This is a genomic window from Neisseria sp. HMSC078C12, assembly GCF_001838065.1.
GTDB lineage: Bacteria > Pseudomonadota > Gammaproteobacteria > Burkholderiales > Neisseriaceae > Neisseria.
The window spans coordinates 214,291-237,485 of sequence record NZ_KV835611.1 but is presented as its reverse complement, the minus strand read 5'-3'; the positions used below and the strand labels follow the sequence as shown (position 1 = coordinate 237,485).

The 23,195-nt window shown below is 49.8% G+C and carries 17 protein-coding genes; 9 read left to right on the top strand and 8 right to left on the bottom strand.

Annotated elements, in window-relative coordinates; translation table 11 throughout:
- The first annotated feature begins 225 nt into the window (after positions 1 to 225).
- The 3 genes from HMPREF2596_RS07840 to HMPREF2596_RS07830 all read left to right on the top strand — a co-directional run bounded on the left by HMPREF2596_RS07840 (position 226) and on the right by HMPREF2596_RS07830 (position 3,251).
- Positions 226 to 1,269, top strand: coding sequence for a sulfate ABC transporter substrate-binding protein (locus HMPREF2596_RS07840; protein WP_210401072.1), 1,044 nt, complete (start codon positions 226 to 228; stop codon positions 1,267 to 1,269).
- Between the two features lie 77 nt (positions 1,270 to 1,346).
- Positions 1,347 to 2,405, top strand: coding sequence for a DNA polymerase IV (dinB, locus tag HMPREF2596_RS07835; RefSeq protein ID WP_070850635.1), 1,059 nt, complete (start codon positions 1,347 to 1,349; stop codon positions 2,403 to 2,405).
- 114 nt (positions 2,406 to 2,519) lie between these two features.
- Complete coding sequence (locus HMPREF2596_RS07830; RefSeq protein ID WP_070850634.1) at positions 2,520 to 3,251, top strand: phosphoadenylyl-sulfate reductase; 732 nt, start codon at positions 2,520 to 2,522, stop codon at positions 3,249 to 3,251.
- A gap of 58 nt (positions 3,252 to 3,309) precedes the next feature.
- On the opposite strand, the gene recB is transcribed toward HMPREF2596_RS07830, so the two are convergent.
- The 4 genes from recB to HMPREF2596_RS07810 all read right to left on the bottom strand — a co-directional run bounded on the left by recB (position 3,310) and on the right by HMPREF2596_RS07810 (position 13,914).
- Complete coding sequence (gene recB / locus HMPREF2596_RS07825; protein ID WP_070850633.1) at positions 3,310 to 6,966, bottom strand: exodeoxyribonuclease V subunit beta; 3,657 nt, start codon at positions 6,964 to 6,966, stop codon at positions 3,310 to 3,312.
- A 144-nt stretch (positions 6,967 to 7,110) separates the two neighbouring features.
- Positions 7,111 to 10,869, bottom strand: a complete 3,759-nt coding sequence (locus tag HMPREF2596_RS07820; RefSeq protein ID WP_070850632.1) for a hemagglutinin repeat-containing protein — start codon at positions 10,867 to 10,869, stop codon at positions 7,111 to 7,113.
- 255 nt (positions 10,870 to 11,124) lie between these two features.
- Positions 11,125 to 12,792 (bottom strand): ShlB/FhaC/HecB family hemolysin secretion/activation protein, encoded by a 1,668-nt coding sequence (locus tag HMPREF2596_RS07815; protein ID WP_070850631.1) that lies wholly within the window; start codon positions 12,790 to 12,792, stop codon positions 11,125 to 11,127.
- Positions 12,793 to 13,005: 213 nt separating this feature from the next.
- Positions 13,006 to 13,914, bottom strand: a complete 909-nt coding sequence (locus tag HMPREF2596_RS07810) for a Dyp-type peroxidase (protein ID WP_070850630.1) — start codon at positions 13,912 to 13,914, stop codon at positions 13,006 to 13,008.
- Positions 13,915 to 14,018: 104 nt separating this feature from the next.
- Between HMPREF2596_RS07810 and HMPREF2596_RS07805 the strand changes: the two genes are divergently transcribed.
- On the top strand, positions 14,019 to 15,107 hold the full coding sequence (locus tag HMPREF2596_RS07805) for a metallophosphoesterase (protein ID WP_070850629.1): 1,089 nt from the start codon (positions 14,019 to 14,021) through the stop codon (positions 15,105 to 15,107).
- Positions 15,108 to 15,249: 142 nt separating this feature from the next.
- The gene (locus tag HMPREF2596_RS07800) at positions 15,250 to 15,840 is read left to right on the top strand and encodes a LemA family protein (RefSeq protein ID WP_070850628.1); all 591 of its coding nucleotides are present in this window, start codon (positions 15,250 to 15,252) and stop codon (positions 15,838 to 15,840) included.
- 106 nt (positions 15,841 to 15,946) lie between these two features.
- Here HMPREF2596_RS07800 and HMPREF2596_RS07795 read toward each other — a convergent pair whose 3' ends face one another.
- From HMPREF2596_RS07795 to HMPREF2596_RS07780, 4 genes are read right to left on the bottom strand one after another with little or no spacing between them, the layout of a single operon-like run.
- Entirely contained in the window at positions 15,947 to 17,014 is a 1,068-nt protein-coding gene (locus HMPREF2596_RS07795) for an SGNH/GDSL hydrolase family protein (protein ID WP_283140418.1), read from the bottom strand.
- Between the two features lie 41 nt (positions 17,015 to 17,055).
- Complete coding sequence (patB, locus tag HMPREF2596_RS07790) at positions 17,056 to 18,084, bottom strand: peptidoglycan O-acetyltransferase PatB (RefSeq protein ID WP_070850626.1); 1,029 nt, start codon at positions 18,082 to 18,084, stop codon at positions 17,056 to 17,058.
- 10 nt (positions 18,085 to 18,094) lie between these two features.
- Positions 18,095 to 19,531, bottom strand: coding sequence for an MBOAT family O-acyltransferase (locus tag HMPREF2596_RS07785; protein WP_070850625.1), 1,437 nt, complete (start codon positions 19,529 to 19,531; stop codon positions 18,095 to 18,097).
- 46 nt (positions 19,532 to 19,577) lie between these two features.
- On the bottom strand, positions 19,578 to 20,216 hold the full coding sequence (locus tag HMPREF2596_RS07780; protein WP_070850624.1) for a DedA family protein: 639 nt from the start codon (positions 20,214 to 20,216) through the stop codon (positions 19,578 to 19,580).
- Between the two features lie 218 nt (positions 20,217 to 20,434).
- Between HMPREF2596_RS07780 and hda the strand changes: the two genes are divergently transcribed.
- From hda to HMPREF2596_RS07760, 4 genes are all read left to right on the top strand, one after another.
- The gene (hda, locus tag HMPREF2596_RS07775; protein WP_070850623.1) at positions 20,435 to 21,103 is read left to right on the top strand and encodes a DnaA regulatory inactivator Hda; all 669 of its coding nucleotides are present in this window, start codon (positions 20,435 to 20,437) and stop codon (positions 21,101 to 21,103) included.
- Positions 21,100 to 21,768 (top strand): histidinol-phosphatase, encoded by a 669-nt coding sequence (locus HMPREF2596_RS07770; RefSeq protein ID WP_003747163.1) that lies wholly within the window; start codon positions 21,100 to 21,102, stop codon positions 21,766 to 21,768. Before hda ends, HMPREF2596_RS07770 begins: the two co-directional genes overlap by 4 nt.
- 61 nt (positions 21,769 to 21,829) lie before the next feature.
- Positions 21,830 to 22,144, top strand: a complete 315-nt coding sequence (locus tag HMPREF2596_RS07765) for a TonB family protein (RefSeq protein WP_070813902.1) — start codon at positions 21,830 to 21,832, stop codon at positions 22,142 to 22,144.
- Positions 22,145 to 22,301: 157 nt separating this feature from the next.
- Positions 22,302 to 23,087 (top strand): endonuclease/exonuclease/phosphatase family protein, encoded by a 786-nt coding sequence (locus HMPREF2596_RS07760; RefSeq protein WP_070850622.1) that lies wholly within the window; start codon positions 22,302 to 22,304, stop codon positions 23,085 to 23,087.
- The last annotated feature ends 108 nt before the right edge of the window (positions 23,088 to 23,195 follow it).

Sequence of the window (23,195 nt, the reverse complement as noted above, 5' to 3'; positions counted from 1 at the left end):
AACAAAACGCCTAATGATTCGGCGAATACGAACAGTACTCTTTTTTATTAACTTTGTAAATAATATGGTTTAGATTTTATAGTTATAAATAATTATTTTTTAATTTCAGACGGCCTCGGTTTATATAACCAAAACTGATAAACCCAAAAGCAAACATTATTTCCCGTTTGCCTCCGATCCCGATAAAGTATCACCATATACTTTTAATAGGAGCCGACCATGAATATCCGTACCCTTTCTTTTGCCGCATTGACCGCCGCGCTGGCGTTGAGTGCCTGCTCTCCCAAAAACGAACAATCTGCCGACAATGCCGCTTCCGCAGGCAAGGCCGGTAATGTGAAGCTGTTGAACGTCTCTTATGATGTCGCACGAGATTTTTATAAAGAATACAATCCTTTGTTTGTCAAAGAATATGCTGCGAAAAACGGCGGCGCAACGGTTGAAATCCAACAGTCGCACGGCGGCTCCAGCAAGCAGGCTTTGGCCGTGGCCAACGGTTTGGCCGCCGATGTGGTCACCATGAACCAGACTTCCGATATCGAGCTTTTGGTGAAAAAAGGCCTGATTAAAGACGACTGGAACACGCGCCTGCCGGATAATGCCGTGCCTTATACCAGCAACGTCGTTTTCTTGGTGCGCAAAGGCAATCCGAAACACATCCAAGACTGGGGCGATTTGGCCAAAGACGGCGTGCAAATCGTTTTGGCCAACCCGAAAACCACAGGCAACGGCCGCTACGCCTTTTTGGGCGCGTACGGTTACGGCTTGAAAGTCAACAACGGCGATGAAGGCAAAACCCAAGATTTTGTGGCCGCATTGCTGAAAAATACGCCTGTATTTGAAAACGGCGGCCGTGCGGCAACGACGACCTTCAGCCAACGCAATATCGGCGATGTCTTGGTTACCTTTGAAAACGAGGCCAACTACGTCAGCAAAAAACTGACTCAAGATCAATTTGAAATCGTCTATCCGAGCTATACCATTATTTCAGAAGCACCGGTTGCCGTCGTGGACAGCGTGGTCGATAAAAAAGGCACGCGCGCTGCTGCCGAAGCTTACTTGAAAAACCTCTGGAGCGAACCGGCTCAAGAGTTGGCCGCCAATCTTTATCTGCGTCCGCGCAATGCCGAAGTGTTGGCCAAACACAAAGCCGATTTCCCCGATATTGAAACTTTCAATCCGAATGAGAAGTTCGGCGCTTGGTCGGACATCATGAAAAAATTCTTTGCCGACGGCGGATTGTTTGATCAGCTTTCCGGTAAAAAATAAGGTTTGAACATAGAGGCCGTCTGAAATTTCAGACGGCCTTTTGTTACAATAAGCCTTTTCCTTATCCACCTTTTCCCATGTCCCAACGCAAAATCATCCATATCGATATGGACGCATTCTACGCTTCGGTAGAACTGCGCGAGCAGCCGCACTTAAAAGGGCTGCCCGTCGTTGTGGCGTGGGACGGCACTCGCTCGGTCATTTGTGCCGCGTCTTACGAAGCGCGCAAATTCGGTTTGCACTCGGCCATGTCGGTAGCGACGGCAAAAAGACTGTGTCCGCAGGCGGTGTTTGTGCCGCCGCATTTTGATTTGTACCGCCAAGTGTCGGCGCAGATTCATGCCGTGTTTCGGCGTTATACCGATTTGATCGAGCCTTTGTCTTTGGACGAAGCCTATTTGGATGTTACCCGAAATTTTAAAAATATCCCGTACGCCAGCGAGGTGGCCAAACGCATTCGCGCCGAAATTTTTGAAGAAACCGGTTTAACGGCCTCCGCAGGCATCGCGCCCAATAAGTTTTTGGCCAAAATCGCGTCCGACTGGCGCAAGCCGAACGGGCAGTTTGTATTGCCGCCACCCAAAATCATGGCGTTTTTGGAGAGCTTGCCGTTGGGTAAGATTCCCGGTGTCGGCAAAGTCACGCTGAAAAAAATGAACGCCCTCGGTATGCAGACTGCCGGCGATTTGCGCCGTTTTGAGCGCGGCGAACTTTTAAACCATTTCGGCCGCTATGGCTACCGCCTTTATGATTTGGCACGCGGTATCGACGAGCGGCCGGTCAAAGCCGAACGCGAACGCCTGCAAATCTCAACCGAAATCACTTTACCCGAAGATTTGTCTTTGGAACAGGCTTCAAGCCATTTGCCGCACCTTGCCGAAGACCTTTGGCGGCAGATTGAGCGAAAAAACGTCGAAGCCAAAGGCGTTACCCTCAAACTCAAAACCCACGATTTCCGCATTATCACGCGTTCGCTGACGTATTCTTCCGTCCTTCCCGACAGTGCCTCGCTGCTTCAGGCGGCGCATACTTTGCTGCAACGCATACCGCCGCAACGCGAAGACACCTTCCGCCTGATCGGCATCGGCGTGAGCCATTTGCTGCCGAAAAACCAGCAGCAGACGCTTTGGTTATAAAGAAATAGAAAAGCATTCTTTCCGTTTGAAGATAGGGCGCAGGACAATATCGTTCCATAACCATATCGGCAGCCGTTTCACAGGCCGTCTGAAAATTATTAGGAACAACCAGCCATGTCTTTATTCCGTCCTCAATTTTGGAAAATCCCCGCAACCAATGATGCCGAACGCAGCCGCCTGCCTGAGTTGGCGGCTGCTTTGGAGCGCCGTTTGCAAAACATTGCCGCGCGCTATCCGCGAGCCGTGTTCGCATCCAGCCTTGCGGTTGAAGATATGGTTATTACCGATGCCGTGTGCCGTCTGAAACTGCCCATCCGCATCATCACGCTCAATACGGGCAAACTCAATCCCGAAACCGCCGCACTGATTGCCGAAACCAATGCGCGTTATCAAACCGAATTGGAAGTGTTTTATCCCAACCAGCAAACCGCCGATGAATTTGAAGCGGAATTCGGCACGACCGCCATGTACGACAGCGTCGAGTTGCGCCGCCGTTGTTGCCATATCCGCAAAATCGAACCGCTCAACCGCGCTTTGCACAACGCCCCCGCATGGCTGACCGGACAACGCCGCAGCCAGTCCGAAACGCGCAGCGAATTGAATTTTGAAGAGCAGGATACAGGCCGCAACATCGCCAAATTCAATCCTATTTTCGATTGGGAAGAGCAGGATGTTTGGGCATATGCGCACGAGCACCAAGTTCCGCTCAATGCGCTGTATCATCAGGGCTATCCCAGCATCGGGTGCGAACCCTGCACGCGTCCGGTCAAGCTGGGCGAAAATATCCGCGCCGGACGATGGTGGTGGGAGAGTAAAGACAGTAAGGAATGCGGTTTGCACAAATAATCAAAGGCCGTCTGAAAACGTTTCAGACGGCCTTTTTGACGGTTTAACAATTGATTTATCAAGAATTTGTTTTTCGCTCAACAAAAGTGGAAAGTAGGGCGGTATCGATGTCCCATTTCCAAATACCTTGATCCGAACCGTCCATGCCGCGCAGGAAGAGGTAGCGGATGGCGATTTTGGGCAAGGGCTTGCCGCGCAGGGCATAGTAGCGCGCGATGGCAACGGCGTAGATCAGGGCTTGCAGGTAGTAGTGATGATGCGCCACGGCTTCGTTCATCGCCTGTTGCGTGTAGGCGCTTGCATCGTTGCCCAAATGGTTGGATTTGTAGTCGATTAAAACGACATGGCCGTCTGAATCTTGGCAAACCATATCGATAAAGCCGTTCAAATAGCCTTGTAAATCATGGAAATCAAGCAGTTGCGCGGCTTGGACGCATTCGGGCGGCAGGTTTGCTTCGCTTGAGGCAAACCAACGGCGTAAGTCGTCCAGTTTGAAATCGTCCATGTACAGGGTGAACCCCATTTCGGGCAGGCGTCGGGTCGGCGGAATCTGCGACAGGCTCTCGTTGATTAAAGGCGTCAGGCGGCAAGTGTCGAGCATGGTGCTTACCGTTGGCAGCCATTTTTCTTCAAAGCTGTGGCGTTGCAAAACTTCGGCAATCATTCCGGATTGGCTCTCGGCAGAGGCGGCGAAGTCGAGTTTTTCCAACATTTCATGCAAACATACGCCGGCATTGGTGCCGCGGGGAAAATGATGGATATCGAGGCCGTCTGAAAGTGGGGACGGCAGGTTTTCAGACGGCATGGCACGGTCTGCGCTTTCTGCCGGATCGATGGCAGGTTGCAAAGGCTCGTGTTGTTCGTCGCTTGACTTAGTATGCCTGCTCAAACCGGTAAAGCTGGTGTGGCGGATAAAGTCAAAATCGCGGCGGTTGATGCTCAGTGCGCTCAAGGCTTGGTCTTGCTGGCGGCTGTATTGATAGACGGTTTCCAGCGGGGCTTCTTCCGTGAAGGTGAATTCCGTATTTTCCGGTGCGTTTTTGATAAAGCGTTGCCAGTTGGTTTTGAGCATTTCTACAACGTCTGTCGCACTTTGATAGCTTTGGCTGACGCTTTCGCGGCCGGTCTCTGGCAAACCTTCAAGCAGATAGGCAAAAGGATTGTTCGGCGTACAGTTTTTGTTGGCGGCGGCGTAGATGTTGAGCTGTTCTTCGGCGCGGGTAAGGGCGACATAAAGCAGGCGCAAATCTTCTGCCGTCTTTTCGTCGGCAAGGTGGCTTAGTTCTGCTTCCGAGGTTTGAGATTTGGCCAGCAGCTCGGTTTCGTGGTTTTCGGTATGCAGGATTTTCCAGTTTTCTTTGGAATTGTCTTTGGTATCCCACGCGAAGGGGCAGTAAACCAAAGGATATTGCAAACCTTTCGACGCGTGCATGGTAACGATTTTGACCAATTTTTCATCGCTTTCAAGACGGATGGTCTGCGCGTCTGACGGGAAATGGCCGCTGCGCGCACGGCTGATTTGCTCGTTCAGCCATTTATGCAGGGCGGCGGGGTTTCGGCTTTGGCTGTCTTCTTCGGCCAATAGCTCCAGAATTTGGTAGTAGTTGGTCAGGCTGCGCTCGTTGCCGCCTTTGAGCAGGCGTGTTTCGATGTCATGTCGGGCGGCAAACTGCTGCACGGTGGCAAAAATGCCGCCTTTCCTCCATTTTTCCATGGCTTCGGCAGACGACTCCAGCCATTTGAGCAGCTGATGTTCGTTATGGTTGAGTTCGTATATCTCTTTGGCGGTATAGCCGAACAAAACGCCGGTCAAGACAAAGCGCAGCCAGTCGGTTTGCCTTGGGTTGAGCCAAAAGCCGATCAGCGCGGACAGCGAGTCGGCCTCGGCGGAATCGAAAACGGACTGGCGCGACAGCAACACGCTTTGGATACGGCGCTGTTTCAGTTTTCCGGCAATCATCGCCGCTTCGTTGTTGGTGCGCACCAAGACGGCAATGTCGCCGGATTCCAACGCGCGGCCTTTGAAATTCAGACGGCCTTCGGCTGCTTCATTGAGCGCAAAGGCAATTTCATCGGCGCAATATTCGGCGGCTCGGCTGCGCAAAATCTCTTTGCCGGTTTGGTCGTCCGTATTGAGCCAGCGCACTTGGATGGCGGGGCGGTGTGGCGACAGCCGGCTTTCGGCGCGGCTGGCAGAGACCTCGCTGTAATCGATGTTTTCCAACACGAAGGGGTGTTTTTTTTGTTTGAACAAAGCGCTGATGCCGTTGATCAGCTTGGCGTGGCTGCGGTAGTTGACGGCGAGGGTGTAATGCCTGTCCGCATCTTGCGCGGCTTGCAGATAGGCGTAAATGTCCGCACCGCGAAAGCTGTAAATCGCCTGTTTGGGGTCGCCGACGAGAAACAGCGGGCAGCTTTGTTCGATAAAAATTTGGCGGAAAATTTCGTATTGCAACGGGTCGGTATCTTGGAATTCGTCAATCAGCGCGATTTCCCAGTTTGCCGCCGCCGCTTTTGCCAATGCGTTGCCGTGCTCATTGGTGGTCAATGCCTGATGGACGTCCAGCAGCAAATCGTCAAACACGCGCTCGCGGCGTGATTTTTTTTGTTCGGCAATGGATTGGTTGATGTAGGAAAGGAGATCGAGTTGCAGGCAGATGAAGACTGCTTCTTCCGCGCTTTTCATTGCCTGCAAATCACGACCAAGATTAGCCAGGACTTTTAGCTGAATAATTTCCGCCGCATCGGCATCGGCTTTATATTCTTTTTTCAGTTTGCTGTTGAGCGTGTCGATACTGAAGAGGCTTAATTTTTCCAGCGTTTGTTTGCTCAGGCGGGGCAGACGGTTGGATTCGGCGTTTGTTTTTAAATCGGTAAAAACATTTTCAAAGGTTTTTCTTTTGTAGGTTTGGCCGTTCAGTTTGGGAAAAATTGCCCAAAACGCTTTTTCCAAGTCTTCCAACTGGCCGCAAATTTTTTGCCATGTTTCTTGAAGGTTGGTTTGAGCTTCTTTCAAATTACCTTCAGGCCGTCTGAATTTCAGATAGGGGCGGCCGGTATAGCTTTTGATTTCGGCAAGCATTTCTTCGGGCGTGCATTTTCGGTCAAAAACCAATTGTGCCAATGTGGCATCGGTTGCCACTTTCTGCCGCCAAAAGTCTTGCGCAGGAATCAGCAGCCTCTCGCGCGAGTCGTCCGACAGCTCGACATCCAAAGGCGCGCCGCACAAAAACGCGTAATCGCGCAAGACGCGCTGACAGAAGCCGTGGATGGTGTAAATCGAGGCGTTGTCAAACTGGCTCAGCGCTGCTTTGAGGCGGAGAATCAGGCGATGGCAGCTTTCCTGTCCGTCTTGCTCACCTAAAGCCAAAGGAATCAAGCGATTGAGAAAGTCATCGGGGGATTTTTTCTCTTTTTCGTAATATTTGTTCAGGCCGTCTGAAATATGTTCCGGCTTGCCGCCCAGGGTTTGGATTTCGTTTAAAACCTGCAACACTTCGTCCAAACGCGCGCGCAAACGGGTTTTCAGTTCTGCTGTCGCCGCTTTGGTAAAGGTAACGACCAGAATTTTCTCGATGTCTTTTTTTTCTAAAACAATCAGTCGGGTAAAGAGTGCAGCAATGCCGTAGGTTTTACCCGTACCGGCGGAGGCTTCGATGAGGTTGGTGCCGTCGATGGAAAGGGTGAGCGCGTCAAAAGGAAGGGCGGAAGACATGGTTGGAACGGAATAATATTAGCGAGGCATTATCATAACAGAGATAGTGTGTGGTTTTGCATTGATGATAAAAATGCCGTCTGAAAACTTTCTGTTTTCAGACGGCATGTCTTAATGGCTATTCAATGACTTCAATAGCGCATCTTAGTAACGCAAACGGCGTTTGGCGTAGCTTGGTTGGCGAGGACGATAGGTATAACGGTTCGCCGCAGAAGCTTTAGTGTTGTCATAGTAGTGCACAACATTATTACCGTTGATGGCCGTATTGTTGACGCTCAAACCGGTTGGAGAGCCGGTAGTAATAACGACATTGTCGCTTTGGATGACGTTTGCCGTATTGGTTACGTTGGCGTCGTTTTTACCTTTGGCGTTGATGCCGCCGTTTGGTTTGCCTGAAGCGTAGCTGCCGTTGACATTGACGGTCAGATTTTTTTCGTTAACGCTGCTGATCGCGCCGGAAGTATTGACTTTGTTGCCTTCTACTTCAACGGAGTTGTTGGATACCAAGTTGGTACCGTGCAGGTTGACGTCACCGTTGTTGGCATTGATTTTAATATCGTTACCGGCTGCTACATTTGCGCCTGTGGCGGTAGAAGAAGCGTTATCGGTTTTGTTGACGCCGACAGAGCCGTTGACGTGAGGAACGGCCACACCGGTTTCAACATTGATTGTCGCACCGCCGCCGATACCGACATTAACGGCTGTACCTTGGTTGGAGGTAGTATTGGCTGACTCGGTGAAGGTTACGCCGTTGCCTGCGGTAATGTTGACGTTGTTGTTGGCAGTAATGTTGGATGCGATTTCAGCAGAGTCTTTGGCGTTGATGACAACATTGGCCGCATTCATATCGCCTTTGACGGCGGTAGATTCTTTTTTGTTTTCATCAGCGTAGTTGACGTTCAGGTTGGCATTCACATCAACGTTTGAACCGTCTTTGGTGTACGCGCCGACAGTCAAAGACGCGCCGCCTTGTTTGCTGCTGCTGTTGCTGGTGTTGTGGGCGGCAGTGTTGTGGTATGAACCTGCGTCAATGTTGATCGCACCGGTTACATCGTATTTTGTACCTTCATCAGACACTTTGTCATTTGCCAAAACGATGGCATTGCCTGCGTTGATGGTGGTGACAGTTGCAGTGGATTCATTGTGGGTCGAAGAGTTGCCTTGACCTTGCGCAGTGATTTCACCGCCGATGCCTTTGTTGGTGCTGATGCCGGCAGAAACGACCAAACCGCCGCCGTTTTGTTTCACATCGGATTTCGCACCGCTGTGTGCCGCTGCATGGGTAACGTTTTTGGCAGACTCAATCACATTGCCGGTCGCATTAATCACGGTACCTTCTTGATTAATATTGCCGTTGGCAGTGATGGTGGTGTTGCCGCCGGTGTTGATGTTGGATACATGGGATGTGTCCGTTACGGTCGTTGCATCCGTTTTGGTGCTGGTAATGCCGACAGATACGCCGACGCCTGCGGCGTTATTTTTTCCGTATGCGGTGGCAGATACGCCCAAATCGGTTACGCGGCCGGATTCGGTCACTGTGCTGCTGCCTTTGGAGGCAACAACATTGACGTCATTGGCTGCGGAAATGTTGACGGATTCTTCGCCGTTGACTTGGCTACCGCTGACGGTAACGTTTGAGTTGGAAGACAACTGGGTGTTTTTACCGGTCAAAATGCTGCCGCTCAGGCCGACAGAATGAGTGTCGGTGTGGGTATCGGTGAATTTGATACCGGCTTTGGCAGTCACGCTGCCGTTTTCTTTATTGGTTTCAGTACCGGAGTAGCCTTTGATGGAATACTCGTTGACCTGTTTGTTTTCTACCGCTTTGGCAGCATCGATGGTCAAATCGCCTGCGGAAGCCAGTTGCAGTTTTTGTGCCGCAAACAATGCAGAGCCGATCACATTGATGTCTTTGTTGGAAACAACGGTCAGGTCGGCATTGGAAACCAGGGTGGAACCGGTTACTTTTTCAATGCTGCTGTTGCTGCTGGTTTTAGAGGTCGTGATATTGAAAATCGTACCTTTACGCGCGCTTTGTGCGGAAGTGTCGGTGCTGGTGGCGTTTTTAATATCGACATTGCCTACTTTGGAGCTGACGAATGTACCGGCTTGGCCTTCAACGGTACTGCCGTAAACGTTGACGCCGTTTTTTGCACCCAAAACTACGTTTGAGTTGGCAGTAATGCTGCTGCCGTGCAGGTTTTCGGTACGGTTGTTTTGAACTTGGCTTTCACCGCCGAACAGGCCGCCCCAGTATTTTTTCTGGTCATCGAGGCTGCTGGTGTTGATGGTAGTTTGCGTACCCAAGTTGATGTTGTTGACATCGGTAACAACATTGCCGTTTGCCGCGATGCTTGCGCCGTAAGTGCTCAAATCGCCTTCGGAAATCAAACCGATATCACCGGCTGCGGAGATTTTGGTTTGATGGGCGGTAGAGTTTTTGGAAGATTTGGTAGCGATACCGGTTTTCAGGGCAGCAGTTTCGTTTTTGAAGCTGACATAAGTCGAGCTGCTGTCGGTTTCGCTGTTGCTGCTCAATACGATGCCTTGTTGGGCGGCAATGCGTGCATCGGCAGCCGAGTTCAGTTCGGTTGCGTCCAATTGGACTTTGCCGGTGGTTGCAATATTGACAGAGCCGGCATTGATTTTGGTTTGATGCAGGCTTTCGTCAGTAGAGGAGCTCAGGTTGTTGTTGTACCAAAGGCCTTTGCTTTGAGTATGGTCGGATTCTGTACGGTTGGTGGTTTTTACCGCGTTAGAATTGATGTTGCCTGTGGCAGAGGCGGTTAGCGCGCCGGCATTGATGTTGGCTGCGCTCAGGTTGAGGCTGCCGCTGTTGTTCAAAGTCAATGACTCGGATGCATTGATATTGCTGGCGGTAAAGGTTTCCGTTTTGTTGCGGTCTGAACGGAAGTGCTGAACATTTTGCGCTTCTTTGCCGCTGGAAGATTTGTTGGCGGAATGGCTGGTAACCGTGCCTTTGATGTCGGTATCGCGGGCAAACAATTCCATTTGTGCGCCGGTCAGGTTGGCGGACTGGATGCTCAGGTTGCCTTTGCTGTCGATATTCAGGTAGCGGGTACCGGTAATGGCGGCATTTTGAATGTTTTGTTTGGCGCGTTTGTCGGTCGCGTGGATGCGGATGGTACCGGCGCGCATACTGCCGAAGATATGGCCGTCAAGAACCGGCGCATTTGAAGCTGCGTCCAAGGCTTCGATTTGTGCGGTTTTGTAGTCGAAGTTGCTTTTGCCTGAAGAAACGTTGATGGCGTCGGCGGCATTGACGTTGGCTGATTTGCCGACCACAACTTGCGGCGCGAGCAGGTCAACCACGCGGTTGCCGCTCAAATTGCCGTTTACTTGTAGCTGTTTGCCATTGTCGCTGATATGGAAAGATTTCAACGCGCCGTCTGAAACGGTTGGCGTACCGACAACCAAGGATGCGCGGTTGGCATTCAGGATGCTGCCGCCGTTGTGGGTAATGCCGTTAGGGTTTGCCAAAACATAGTCTGCGGCAATACCGAAGATCTCTTGCTGACCCAAAATCAGGGAAGGGTTTTTGCTGACCACTTCGTTCAAGATCACAGATGCGGCCTGACCTTGGAAGTTTTTATTGGCAGACAGGTTTCCGGCCAGTTGGGATTTACCGGCGGACAGGGCGTTATTCAAAACGGCGCCGTGTTGGGAAACGTTGTACTTGTTGTATTGGTTGTGAGAAAGACCTTGGGCCGTCGGTGCGGCAATGTTGACGATGTCGACATTGTTTTGCTGCTGTACCGAAGTTTGGCCGATGGCTTCGATATTGGCGGCTACCGCTGCATTTCCCAGGAATGCAAAGCACACGGCGACAGTCACTTTGCCGGAAGCTGAGAGCTTAGGCTGATATAAAGTGTCGATTTTCATGGATTTTAATCCTTATTTATCGTGATGGAGAGTGAATCAGAAATCCCATATCGGGTATCGGATTTCTGTTGAGAAAACTTTTGAATGTATTAACATTGGTATGGAAATTTTTACAATCATACCACCAGTATGACCTTGCGTGCACTATTTCAAATGCAAATAAAAGCCGCTCATCTTGTTGATATTAATAGAAAATTAATAACGTTAAGATGAGCGGTTTATATATTGGATAAAAGGATATATATTTACATAATTTTAAAATGGAATGCGTAAAGAAACGGTCACATGATCCTGTTTTTCGCTGTTTGATTGGTTGGGCATGCGCGCAAAACCTTTGCCGTAGTCGGCAGAAAGCTGCCATTTGTCCGCCTTGCCCAAATTTAAACCTGCCACTAAGCCCATGGCGCGTTGCGAACCTTCGTGATGATTTTTGGCAACGCCGATGTCTGCGCCCAGATAAGGTTCGATATAGATGCCGTGAGGCGTATTGCGGCGGAAATAAACGGTATTGCTCAACAGGACTGCGCTGCTTGCGCTCAAAGAAGTCGAACGGAAACCGCGTACATTTTGATAACCGACGATGTCCATTTCTTTGGCGGCAAACAAATCATGCGGGCTATATTGGGCATCGATTTGGTGATGGTTGCGCACGATCCATTTGCCCAATGGACGGTTTTGAATCAAATTGCTTTGCAAGGATACAGAGGTATAGCGCTTGTCAAACGGCGTGTGTTCGGTATTTTTCGCAAACCCTTGTTCCACGCCGATATTGTTGAGCCAAATGCCGTTTGGCAGGATGGCCGTGTGCGACAGGCCGACTTGTGCCGAATAAATTTCCGGGCTTTGCAATTCCAGTTTGCTGTCGGCAAATCTTGCAGTCTGTTTCACATAATCGATGCCGACATAGGCGGAGGCAATGTGTTTTTGACTGCGTGAGAATACGCGGTCTGCTTTGATTCCTGCCGCTTTGGATTGGGAGCGGTAGGCGTAGCGCGTTACGCTAGGCGTTAGGATGCTTTGCGATTGCGACGCGGCGGCGTAAGTGCTGAATGTCCATGCGCCATAAGGAACTTGGTAGAACAGGCTGCCGCCGCGACTGTAATGGCTGTCGTGGTTATTTAGATTGGTGTAGCCGTTTAGATAAAGGGAGTCGCTCAATCCCAACGGGCTGCCGATATTCAGGCTGCCGCGCAGTGTTGTGGTATTGGGTTTGCTGCCTTTATTGTCGATGGTAATGCTGCCGCCCCAATGTTTTTCGGCATTGTTGTTGAGTTGGATGGAGGCGGTGCCGTCATCATGCGGATAAACATCGATGCTGACGTTGTTGCCGACAACATGGTTTGCCTGTTCGATACCTTGGTCAAGGTATTGGATGTTCAGCGGTTTGCCTTGATGATTGGGGAAGAGGGTATCGACGTTGACTGTACGGGAGCCGCCGGTAATCTCACGGATTTTGCCTTCGATGACGGCCAATTTCAAAACACGCTCGGGTGTGGTTTCAAATTTGATTTGCGTGTGCGGATAGCCTTGAGCGATATACTCAGCAACGATGTCCCGGTTCAGTTGGTTGATGCTGTTTTGATTGATGCATTTGGGGAGCTTGGCTTCAATCTTTTTGGAATCGATGAGGGTAATACCGGAAAGTTCGATACCGGTGTAATCCAAGCATTCGGTATTGTTTTCAGACGGCCCTTCTTGTGTAACTGCGTCGTTATCTTGTTTTTTCTGTAAATCCCATGCTGACTGCTCGCGTTTTTGGATTTCAACCGAATGAATCTGGTCGAGATTGTCGCGGAAGTCTTTGTCGAATTGGTTGGATACGTTTTTATCGATTTGATCAGGCGGATTTGGCGTATTGGCCGCATAGGCGTTCAGAGCGGAAAGAATCAATACGGGCAGGGGAAGGAGGCGGGATTTATACATGGTGTCGTAATTTTATAGGGATAATGATTGGGTTTATTTTATCGAAAATAGCCGTTTGGGGCGTATCGGTTTTTATCCTTGTCTGCAATCAGGGTTTTTATGAAGCAATAATGGAATCAATTTCTATGATGATACCATAAAAATATTAATGGGATTTGAATAACAAAAACCTGCCTTTGAAAAGGCAGGTTTTTTCAGACGGCCTGTGAGCCGTTAAAGATTTTGCAAACGCTCGACAGAAGGTGCGTAGTAGTAGGCGCCTGATACGGCTTTAGACAAATATTTCAGCAGTAAGTCGGTTTTGCCGTCTGCATCGCCGAACATATTGAGCAGCTGAACTTCAATATTGTGCAGCGTGTTGCAATAGGAAGTGAACATCAAACCATGTTCGCCGCTGATTTTGCCGAAGGGCAGGCTGCGGCGGACGATTTTCAAACCAACGCCGTTTTCTTTGACGTTGACACGGCCAAGATGGGAGTCGGGCAGGCGCACGTCTTTGCTGAATTCGTCATTGGCTTCTTTGCTGCGGCCAACGCTGGCTTCTTGTTCGGCAGTAGGAACGGCATCCCATTTTTTCAAATCATGCAGGTATTTTTGCAGCAAAACATAGCTGCCGCCGGCATCCGGTTTGCCTTCTGGAATGATGGCGACATTGCGCACATTGTCATCGCCCTGCGGATTTTCCGTACCATCGACAAAACCGTCCAAGCCGCGGTCTTCATACAGGCGCAGGCCGTGTTCTTCAGTGGATACGCGGATGCTGTCGCCGAATGCGCCTAAAACAGATTGAGCTAAGGCATAAGCGGCTTTTTGCTCGGTGGCTTGAATGTGGATATAGAGGTCGTGTTGGGTGGAAGGGGCGAGGCCGTTGCCCAATTCAGGGAAAGGTTTGATTTCGCCGCCTTCGTCAGTATGGCCGAACGATTGCCATGCGCGGCTGCCGAAGGCAATGGTCAAACCTAAAATATCATTTGGAAAACGGGTTTTCAGTTTGGCCAAGGATTCCAAAGAAAGGCGGCAGGCAGATTTGATGTCTTCGTTGCGGCCGTCTGAAATATCTGCTTCGATAAAAATACCGGCTTGTGCGTGATCAGGAATAATAGCTGATTGAGGGTGGCTCATGATGATTCCTTTCAAAATATTATGGGTTTTTACGCGGGGGATTATACACTGAAAGTTTCAGACGGCCTAAAATCTGCCTTTTGATTTTTTTAGGGCAGAAAGGCATGTTTGGCAAGATGTTTTTTGTGAGCGTCATTCTGTTGCAAGTGTTTACATTCGGGCTTGGGCGTTCACTGCAATGGCTGTTTGCGCCTTGGATTGGCAAAATCGGCAGACGTTGGCTGATGGGTATTTCCTATTTCATTACAAACGGCTTGTTGGTCGGTTTGCTGCTGGAATTGGGACATATGATGTTCCGCGTGGTGGCGTTTTGGATGGTGATCTTGCTGTTTGTGATGTATGCCGCGTTGGCGACATTTATCCTGTATCTTTTGCTGCGCCGTTTTATGGCGCGCCAACCGCTTTCTCGAAGCCTGAGGCTGTTTGCGCCTTTGTTTGTGATCGGTTTGCTCGGTTTGGGGATGTATAACGCCTATACGCCCGTGGTCCGCCATCAGACTGTATTCATCAATAAGAAGATGGATAAGCCGCTGCGTATCGGCGTGGCCAGCGATTTGCACTTGGGGATTTTGTTCGGCACGCGTCAATTGGACAAGCTGACGGACATTATGAAGCAGGAACAAGTCGACATGGTGTTGCTGCCGGGCGATTTGATGGACGATACCGTCGATGCGTACCTGAAAGAAAACATGAAACCGCATTTGCAGAAACTGACTGCGCCGATGGGCGTTTATGCCACTTTGGGCAATCATGATTGGTTCCGTGATCAGAAACGCATCAAACATGAATTGGAAGCGGCAGGTTTGACGGTTTTGGCCAATCAGGTTTTGGAAGTGAATGGTGTGTTGCTGGTGGGGCGGAGCGATGATTTGGATCACAAACGCCCCAGTGCGGAACAGCTTTTAGAAGGTCAAAATACCCAATTACCGGTTTTATTGATGGACCACCGTCCTACTTCAATCGAAACCCATGCCCGGCTGCCGATTGATGTGCAGGTTTCCGGCCATGTCCACAACGGCCAAGTCGCACCTGCCAACCTTATCGTCCGTACGCTTTATCGTCTTACTTACGGCTATGAGGCAATCGGCAACGGCCATTTCTTCACTACTTCGGGCTACGGCTTCTGGGGCATTCCCCTGCGTTTGGGTTCGCAATCAGAAGTGTGGGTTATCGACATCAAGTCAAGGCATTGAAATAAAAATATAAACTTCAGGCCGTCTGAATTTCAGACGGCCTTTTTTATGAAAATTGGGAAAAAATATTGAAATTGGATTATAATCGATGTTAATAAAATCAGCCACCGATATGAGTGGCATCATAATTAGGGAATTCACTATGGACATTATCAGTCTTGCACTTATCTTCGTATCAATCGCCGCTGTCTTATTGTATTTCAAACAACAGTTGAAAGACCGCAAAAAAGACTGTCGCGAATCCTTTGTCTCTTTGCGCATTGCGCTCGACTGCCGACATCAGGCCGTCCGTCATGTATTGGATGCATACAGCAAACACCTGCAAGAGCAGGGCATTGCATCGGATCAAAACGTTCAGCAGATGTGTGCCGAAGTCGAAACCGCTTTGGCGCAAACTGCCAAAACATTTTCCGAATCCAAAATCAAACATCTGTGCGAAGCCGAAACAGCATTGAATCATGCGCTGAAAAAATTACAAACCGCCGTCAACAGCCTTTTGAAACAACATCCTGATGAGAAATTGGCCGGTTTGATGGAAATGCTGGATGCCGCAGAAGCAGAAGTCGCATCGGCACGCCGCACTTACAACCGCAGAGCCGGAAGCTACAACCACCATTTAAACAAATTGCCCAACCGCCTTGTTGCCAAGCCATTAGGCTTTGACAAGCAGGCAAGTTTGGTTCGTTTTACGGAAAACCAAACGCAACGAATGAGCAGCAATATGTTGGCTTAAAAATAAGCAGTTTGCTGAATAAGCGATAAACAAAAGGCCGTCTGAAATATGAATTTCAGACGGCCTTTTGTGTGCTGTTAATGAAAAGTACTTAGGCTTTGCCAATTTATTGGGCAAAGCGGATCAGGCTATCGGCAAGTTTATCGGCTGCAGTTTCATAGCCTTGTGCAGAAAAGTGAACGCCGTCTTTGGCTGCCAAGCCTTGCGCCATCCAGTTTTTCATGCTGCATGCCCCGCCCATTGCATCCTGCCAAGACCAGAACATGATTTTTTCATCACGGGCAACGCGTTGCTGCATTTGTTGTACTTCGCTGAGTAAGACCGGACGGTTGCCGCAGCTACCGTAGGCGGTTTTCAAAGATTCCGGAGCGCCGAGGATCAGGATACCCGCGTTGGGCAGGGTGTTTTTGATTTGACGGATATAGTTGCGCCATGTCCGCTCGGTAGAGGAAATATCGAGATTGCCGGAAAAGGCTTCGTTGGTACCGTAGGCAAGAATGATTAAATCGGCTTTGGTTTGTGCCAAATCTTCCCACATGCCCGGCCGCCATTTTGACCATTGGGACAATTGCGCGCCGTTGATGCCCATGGCGGAAACGGTTACGCCGCGTCCGGGGCGTTCGATATTAATGAAACCGATTTGCCAAGGCATGCTGCTGCTGAGGGTCATCGGTAGGGAGGCGTTGGTATGCAACAGTTGCCAGCCGTTTTGTTTGGCCGGGATTTCGCGGCCGTTGACGGTCAGGGTTTGCTCGGACCAAACCGGTTTACCGAAGATGGAGATTTGTTGCATGTCCATGCTGCCGTCGGCTGCGCTTAAGGTAACGCTGCCGCCGTCGGCGCGTGCTTCAATGCCGCCGAAAGAAAAATCGCTGTGTGATTTGCGGCTGCTGATGGTGTTCCAACCGCTGCCGCTGTAACGGACGGTTGCCATGCGCTGGCCTTTGACGGTGTTGGGGTAAACCCAACCGATGCCGCCGTTGCCCCATTTTTGTTGCAAACGGCGGCGCAGGCGGTCGGTGAAATAGTCGCCGGCGGTGTGTGAGTCGCCGACTTGGATAATGCGGAATTTGCCGTCTGAAGTATTGTTGAGCTGTTGCAGTTTGTTCAGCCAGGCAGGGCGGTTGGAGCCGTAGTTGCTTAATAGGCCGTCATCGGCAGCGCAGGCGGTCATAGGGAGTGCAAGAAGCGTGAGGAGTAAGGTTTTATTCAATTTCATGGTTGTGTATCGTGTGTAAAATTAATTTTTTCCATAATTTTTTCGGCCAATAGTTTTTGGCCTTCTGCGGAAAAGTGGATGCCGTCCTTGCTGCGGTAACGGATGATTTTTCCATCTACTTTGACAGAGTCGGCATATTCTTCTGCGCCGTTGCTCAACAGTTTGTCGGTCGGCAGCCAGATGGCTTGAGGTGACACCGTACCCGACAGGATTTTGTCGAGGTAGCGCATCTGTTCGTTGAGCTTGGCTTTTTTCATGTAAGGAATGCCCAGCCAAATGACTTGGACATCATGTGCGGAGGCTGCATCAAGAATACGGCGGACGCGGTTGAGGTATTCCGCTTCCCATTCGGGGGTGGCGAACTTCAGGTATTTTTTACCCATCGGGAAATCCCATGGGTCGTTAGGGCCTAAGAATACAACCAAAACGCGGATGTCGGGTTCTTTTTGCAAAGTTTGTTCGATGGTTTTCGGCCAGTCGAAGAAATTGGGGTAGGACAAACCGGTGCTTTGTTTGCTGAGGTTGACCGATTGTACGCCATATTCTTGCTTAAGGTGTTTTTGTACGAAAGGTGCAACGCCCTGCATCAGCGAGTCGCCGGCAAAGAAGACTTTGTTGCCTTTTTTCAACACGACCTGCGTTGCCGACTGTTCAGCTTGATTGCCTGGCTCGCTGGCGGCGGTATCCGTATTGTTAGCCGCATCGGAAGCAGCAGAGCCTTTTTGATTGTCCGATGTTTCAATGTTTTCCGTATTTTCAGACGGCCTTGTTGTTTCAATGCCAGAGTCTTCCGAAACCAAAGCGTCTTCTGCTTCCAGCGAAGCTTTCAGGCCGTCTGAAAATTCGTAGGCTTTTTGTTGCCAATCCGCACCGATACGCCACCAAGCGTATTCGGATAAAGGCTCAAGCGGACTGTTTTCATGATAGGTCTGCTGCCAATAGGCATTGATGGAGTTTTGGGCAAACCACGCCAGTGCAACTGCACTGAGCAGAATCGAAACAAACAGGGAGATAAAGCGTTTCATGTTCTGCTCCTTAGAAGTTGGCGTAAATAAAGCCGGGAATGCCGGACGGGGCGAAGACGATAATCAGGGCGAGGATAAGTGTGATGGGGATAAACCACAGCCATGCAGGCAGTTTGTCCAAGCTCTTTACCGATGCTTCAAATAAGCGAAGCAAATACGGGTACAGCAAAAGCATCAGTGCAAAGGCACCCAGCAACATGAGGTCGGTCGGCAGAGGCGCGTTCCAACCTTTGTCATTGGCAAATAAGGCGCTGAACAGCATTTCCGTATCAGCAAGCGTTGTGCTGTTGAACACGACAAAAGCGAAACAAACGAAATGGAAGGTAAACAGCCAGGCGAGCGGTTTGCCGATTTTCAGACGGCCTAAGGCATTGCGGCCGACGATTTTGTCGCCGCAGTTAAGCAATACCAAGGCCGCACCGTGCAGCGCGCCCCAAATCAAAAAGCTCCAGCCGTAGCCATGCCAAATGCCGGAAAGCAACATGGCAATCATCAGATTGAGCTGGGTGCGTCCGAAGCCTTTTCTGCTGCCGCCCAAAGGGATATAGATATAGTCGCGAATCCAAGTGGACAGGCTGATGTGCCATCTGTCCCAGAAGTCGCGGATGTTAATGGCGCGAAGCGGCGCGGCAAAGTTTTTCGGCAGCTGGAAGCCGAGCAGCATGGCCAAGCCGATGACCAAATCCGAGTAGCCGGAAAAGTCGAAAAAGAGTTGGAAGGTGTAGCCATAAATCGCAGACAACACGCCCCAGCCGTCGAACTGGGCCGGGTTTTCAAAAACAGGCGATACCCAGCCTTCCGCCAATACGCCGGCAAGCCACCATTTTTTAGCAATGCCCAACACAATCAGGCCGACCGCCAACGCCGGATAAATCAGTTGGCGTGCCTGTTTGGTGCGGATTTGCGCCAATGCCCCCGCCTGTTCGCCGTCTATGCTTTTAAAAGCGGCCGCACGGATAATCGGGCCGGATGTGATGGTGGGGAAGAAGCTCAGATGCAGTAGGAGTTCGTGCCATTCAAAACGCTCTCCCTTAGGCTCGCGGTAGCAATACACCAAGTAAGCCAGCGATTGGAAAGTGTAATAAGACAAGCCCAAAGGCAAAATAATGTCGATGACGGCGCTTTGCCCCGTATATTGCTGAATAATCGGGCGGAAAAAGTCGAAATATTTGAAGAAACACAAAACAGTCAATGCCGCCGAAATACCGCAGCCCAGCCAAAATTTGCGGATATTCTCGTTTTCAGAAAACATCAGCACGCTGATCAGGTAAACCACAGACGAGTAAACCAAAATCAGCGCGGCAAAAATGGGGTCGATACGGTAAAGCCAGCCCAGCCCGGCAACCAAAAGTAAAACGTTTTGAACTTGCGGCAAACGTGCAAATGCCCAGTACAAGGGTAAAAATACGATAAAGAATACCGCAAATTCAATAGACAGCAACGGCATGACAATTCCTTGATGTGTTTAAACTTTCAAACTTTTCGATTGATTGTTATTTTTTGGCGTTAAGTTTGGCACGGATAATTTCGACTACCGCAGGTAAAATCGAAATCATGATGATTGCCGCCATGACTAAGCCCAGATTGTTTTTGACGACGGGGATATTGGCGAAGAAGTAGCCTGCATAGGAAAACAACAATACCCACAACACCGCACCGATAATGTTGTAACGGATAAACGTCCCGTAGTGCATATCGCCCATACCGGCGACAAATGGTGCAAACGTCCGCACAATCGGTACAAAGCGCGCAATGATGATGGTTTTGCCGCCGTGTTTTTCATAGAACGCATGGGTTTTTTCCAAATACGAGCGGCGGAAAATTTTGGAATCCGGATTGGCAAACAGTTTTTGTCCAAAATACTTGCCGATCATAAAATTGGCCGCATCGCCTAAAATGGCGGCTGCTAAGAGCAGTAATACCATGACGTGGATGTTCATGCCACCGATGGCCGCAATGCCACCGGCTGCAAACAGCAGCGAGTCGCCGGGCAAAAATGGCGTTACGACCAAACCGGTTTCGCAGAAAATCACAACAAACAAAATCGCGTAAATCCACGGGCCGTATTGGGCGGAAAGGTGGACAAGGTGTTGGTCGATATGGAGGATGAAATCGATAATGGTAGAAATCACTAGGGTTCCCAAATAAAAAGGCCGTCTGAAAAAGAACAGACAAATGTTTCGGCGAGAAGTTCGACATTGTAAAACCAAAGCGGAATAAAACCAATGCCGTAAGCTGTTTAGAAGTGCAGATATGTTGCAGGTATAGGCTTCAGACGGCCTTTATCCTTGATGGTGAACCGCAAAACAACGTAAAATAAAGCCGATTTCAACCTAACCGGTGCGCCTTTGTGAACCAGCTCATCTTCGATTTTGCCAGCCATGATTATCCCGGCTTCGACAAATTTCTGGGAACAGAAAATGCCGAGCTGGTGTATGTGTTGCAGCACAAACATGGGCAGTTTATCTATGTTTGGGGCGAAGAGGGCGCAGGCAAAAGCCATCTCTTGCAGGCATGGGTCGCCCAGGCGCTCGATGCCGGACGAAATGCCCTCTATATTGACGCTGCCACCACGCCGCTGACAGAAGCCGCGCTGGATGTGGAATATCTTGCCATTGACCAAATCGAAAAGCTTAATAATGAAGAACAGGCTTTACTGTTTGCCATCTTCAACCGCTTCCGCAACAGCGGCAAAGGCTTTTTGCTTTTGAGTTCCGAATATACGCCGCAACAGCTCGTTATCCGCGAAGACCTGCGCACACGTATGGCGTATTGCCTGGTTTACGAAGTCAAACCGCTGACCGACCGGGAAAAAATCGATGCGCTCGTCAGCATGGCCGCCGCCCGTCAGGTAACCATCGATCCGGAAATCTTCGAATACCTGCTGAACCATTGGCGGCGCGATATGGACAGCCTGATGCAAATGCTCGATACCCTCGACAACTATGCCGTTATGATGGGCAAGCGCATTACTTTGCCGCTTTTGCGCCAGCTTTTAAAACAACAGGAAACCCAATGAAAAACCTTGCCATTTTCGACCTCGACAATACCTTGATCAATACCGATTCGGATCACTCCTGGCCGCAATACCTGATTAAAAAAGGCATAGTCGATGCGGCCGAAACCGAGGCTCAAAATGAAAAGTTCTACCAAGACTATCAAAACGGTTGTCTTGATATCGATGCCTTCCTCAAATTCCATCTCGCGCCTTTGGCTCGTTTCAGCAAGGAAGAATTGGCTGAGTTTCATCGCGAGTTTATGGCTGAATATATTGTTCCGTATATTTCCCCGATGCAGCGTATGCTAGTGCAAAGCCATCAAATGGCGGGCGACGAAATGTTGGTTATTTCTTCGACCAATGAATTTATCATTACTCCAATCTGCCATCTTTTCGGTATTCACAACGTTATCGGCACGCAGCTTGAAACCGGCGAAGACGGCCGATATACCGGCAACTATGTCGGTACGCCCAGCCTGAAAGAAGGCAAAATTACCCGATTGAACCAATGGCTTGCCGAGCGCGGCGAGACCTTTGAAAGCTACGGCAAGGTTTATTTTTACAGCGACTCCAAAAACGATTTGCCGTTGCTGCGTATCGTGGACGAACCTGTCGCCGTCAATCCGGATGCCGAGCTGGAAAAAGAAGCCAAAGCAAAAGGTTGGCCGATTTTGAATTTCAAATAACGATCAATCAGAGGTCGTCTGAAATATTTAACCTAACCACAACCCTAATAAGGACTAAAACATGAAAACGACTAAACTCCTCGCCTCAGCCCTGTTGTTTGCCACTGTATTCGGTACTGCACAAGCAGCTGATACCGAAACTCTGGAAGCCATGAAAGCGCAAAACGGCAGTGTTAAAACCGTTTTGATGGATGTCTTCACGACTCCTGCCGGCAACGTTGACCGCGTGAATATCATTCAATCCAGCGGTAATCCTGAAATGGACGAGCGCGCAGTGAAAAGCGTTTCCAAATATCCTTATCCGAAACGCAAAACCGCATCTAAATACCAACACACCGTTACTTTTGAAACCAATGTTGAAGTAATCAACAACTGATTCGGACGCGAGGCCGTCTGAAAAACAAAAGGCGTTTTGATTGGGAAACCCCCTCTCAAAACGCCGTTTTATTCTTTAAACAAGTATAACCAAAATTGCCGTAAAACCACACGCTCCGGTGCTATACTGAAACAAATAAACCGATTCGTCACACATCATGTCTCCCCGTCCAGTTACCATTACTTCCTACAATATGCACAAAGGCATGTCTGCGCTCAACCGCAAAGTGCAGGTCAACCGCATGGCTGACGCGCTGGGTGCATTGGGTTCGGACGTTTTGTTTTTACAAGAAGTCCAAGGACAACATCTCAATAGAAGCCGCCGTACCGACTTCCCCGATGCGCCGCATTACGACATCATCGGCGACAGTCTCGATTACCATCGCAGCTACGGCAAAAATGCCGTCTATCCCAAACGACACCACGGCAACGCCATTCTCAGCCGCCTGCCGCTGAAAACGGAAAACAACCTCAACATCAGCGTCAACAAACTCGAACAGCGCGGCCTGTTGCATTGCGAGGTCGTGCCTGAAGGTTGGGAAGATCCGCTGGTGTGTCTGTGCGTCCACCTCAATTTGCGCGAGCCAGACCGCCTCAAACAATACCGCGCCATCAGCGACTATGTTGACCGCCACATCAATCCTGACAGCCCCTTGATTATTGCCGGTGATTTCAATGACTGGCGGCAAAAATCAGCACGTGAGCTGGGCAGGGCATTAGATTTGAACGAAGTATTTGTTGATAATACAGGCAAACGTCCCAAAACCTTCCCCTCGCGCCTGCCCATCCTCAGCCTTGACCGCATTTACACGCGCAACCTTGATGTCATCGATTCTGAAATTCACAACACTAAAGACTGGCAGCATTTATCAGATCATCTACCGTTGAGTGTAACGGTTAGACCGCATCGTAAAATGGAGATGAAGTCCGATAGAAAAATATAAGGTTGAAATCTTTCTTAAGCACCATTGGCAATATATTGAAAGAAAAAGTGTTTATCTCAGATATTTGAGAAGAAAATAAGGCCGTCTGAAACGTTTCAGACGGCCTGT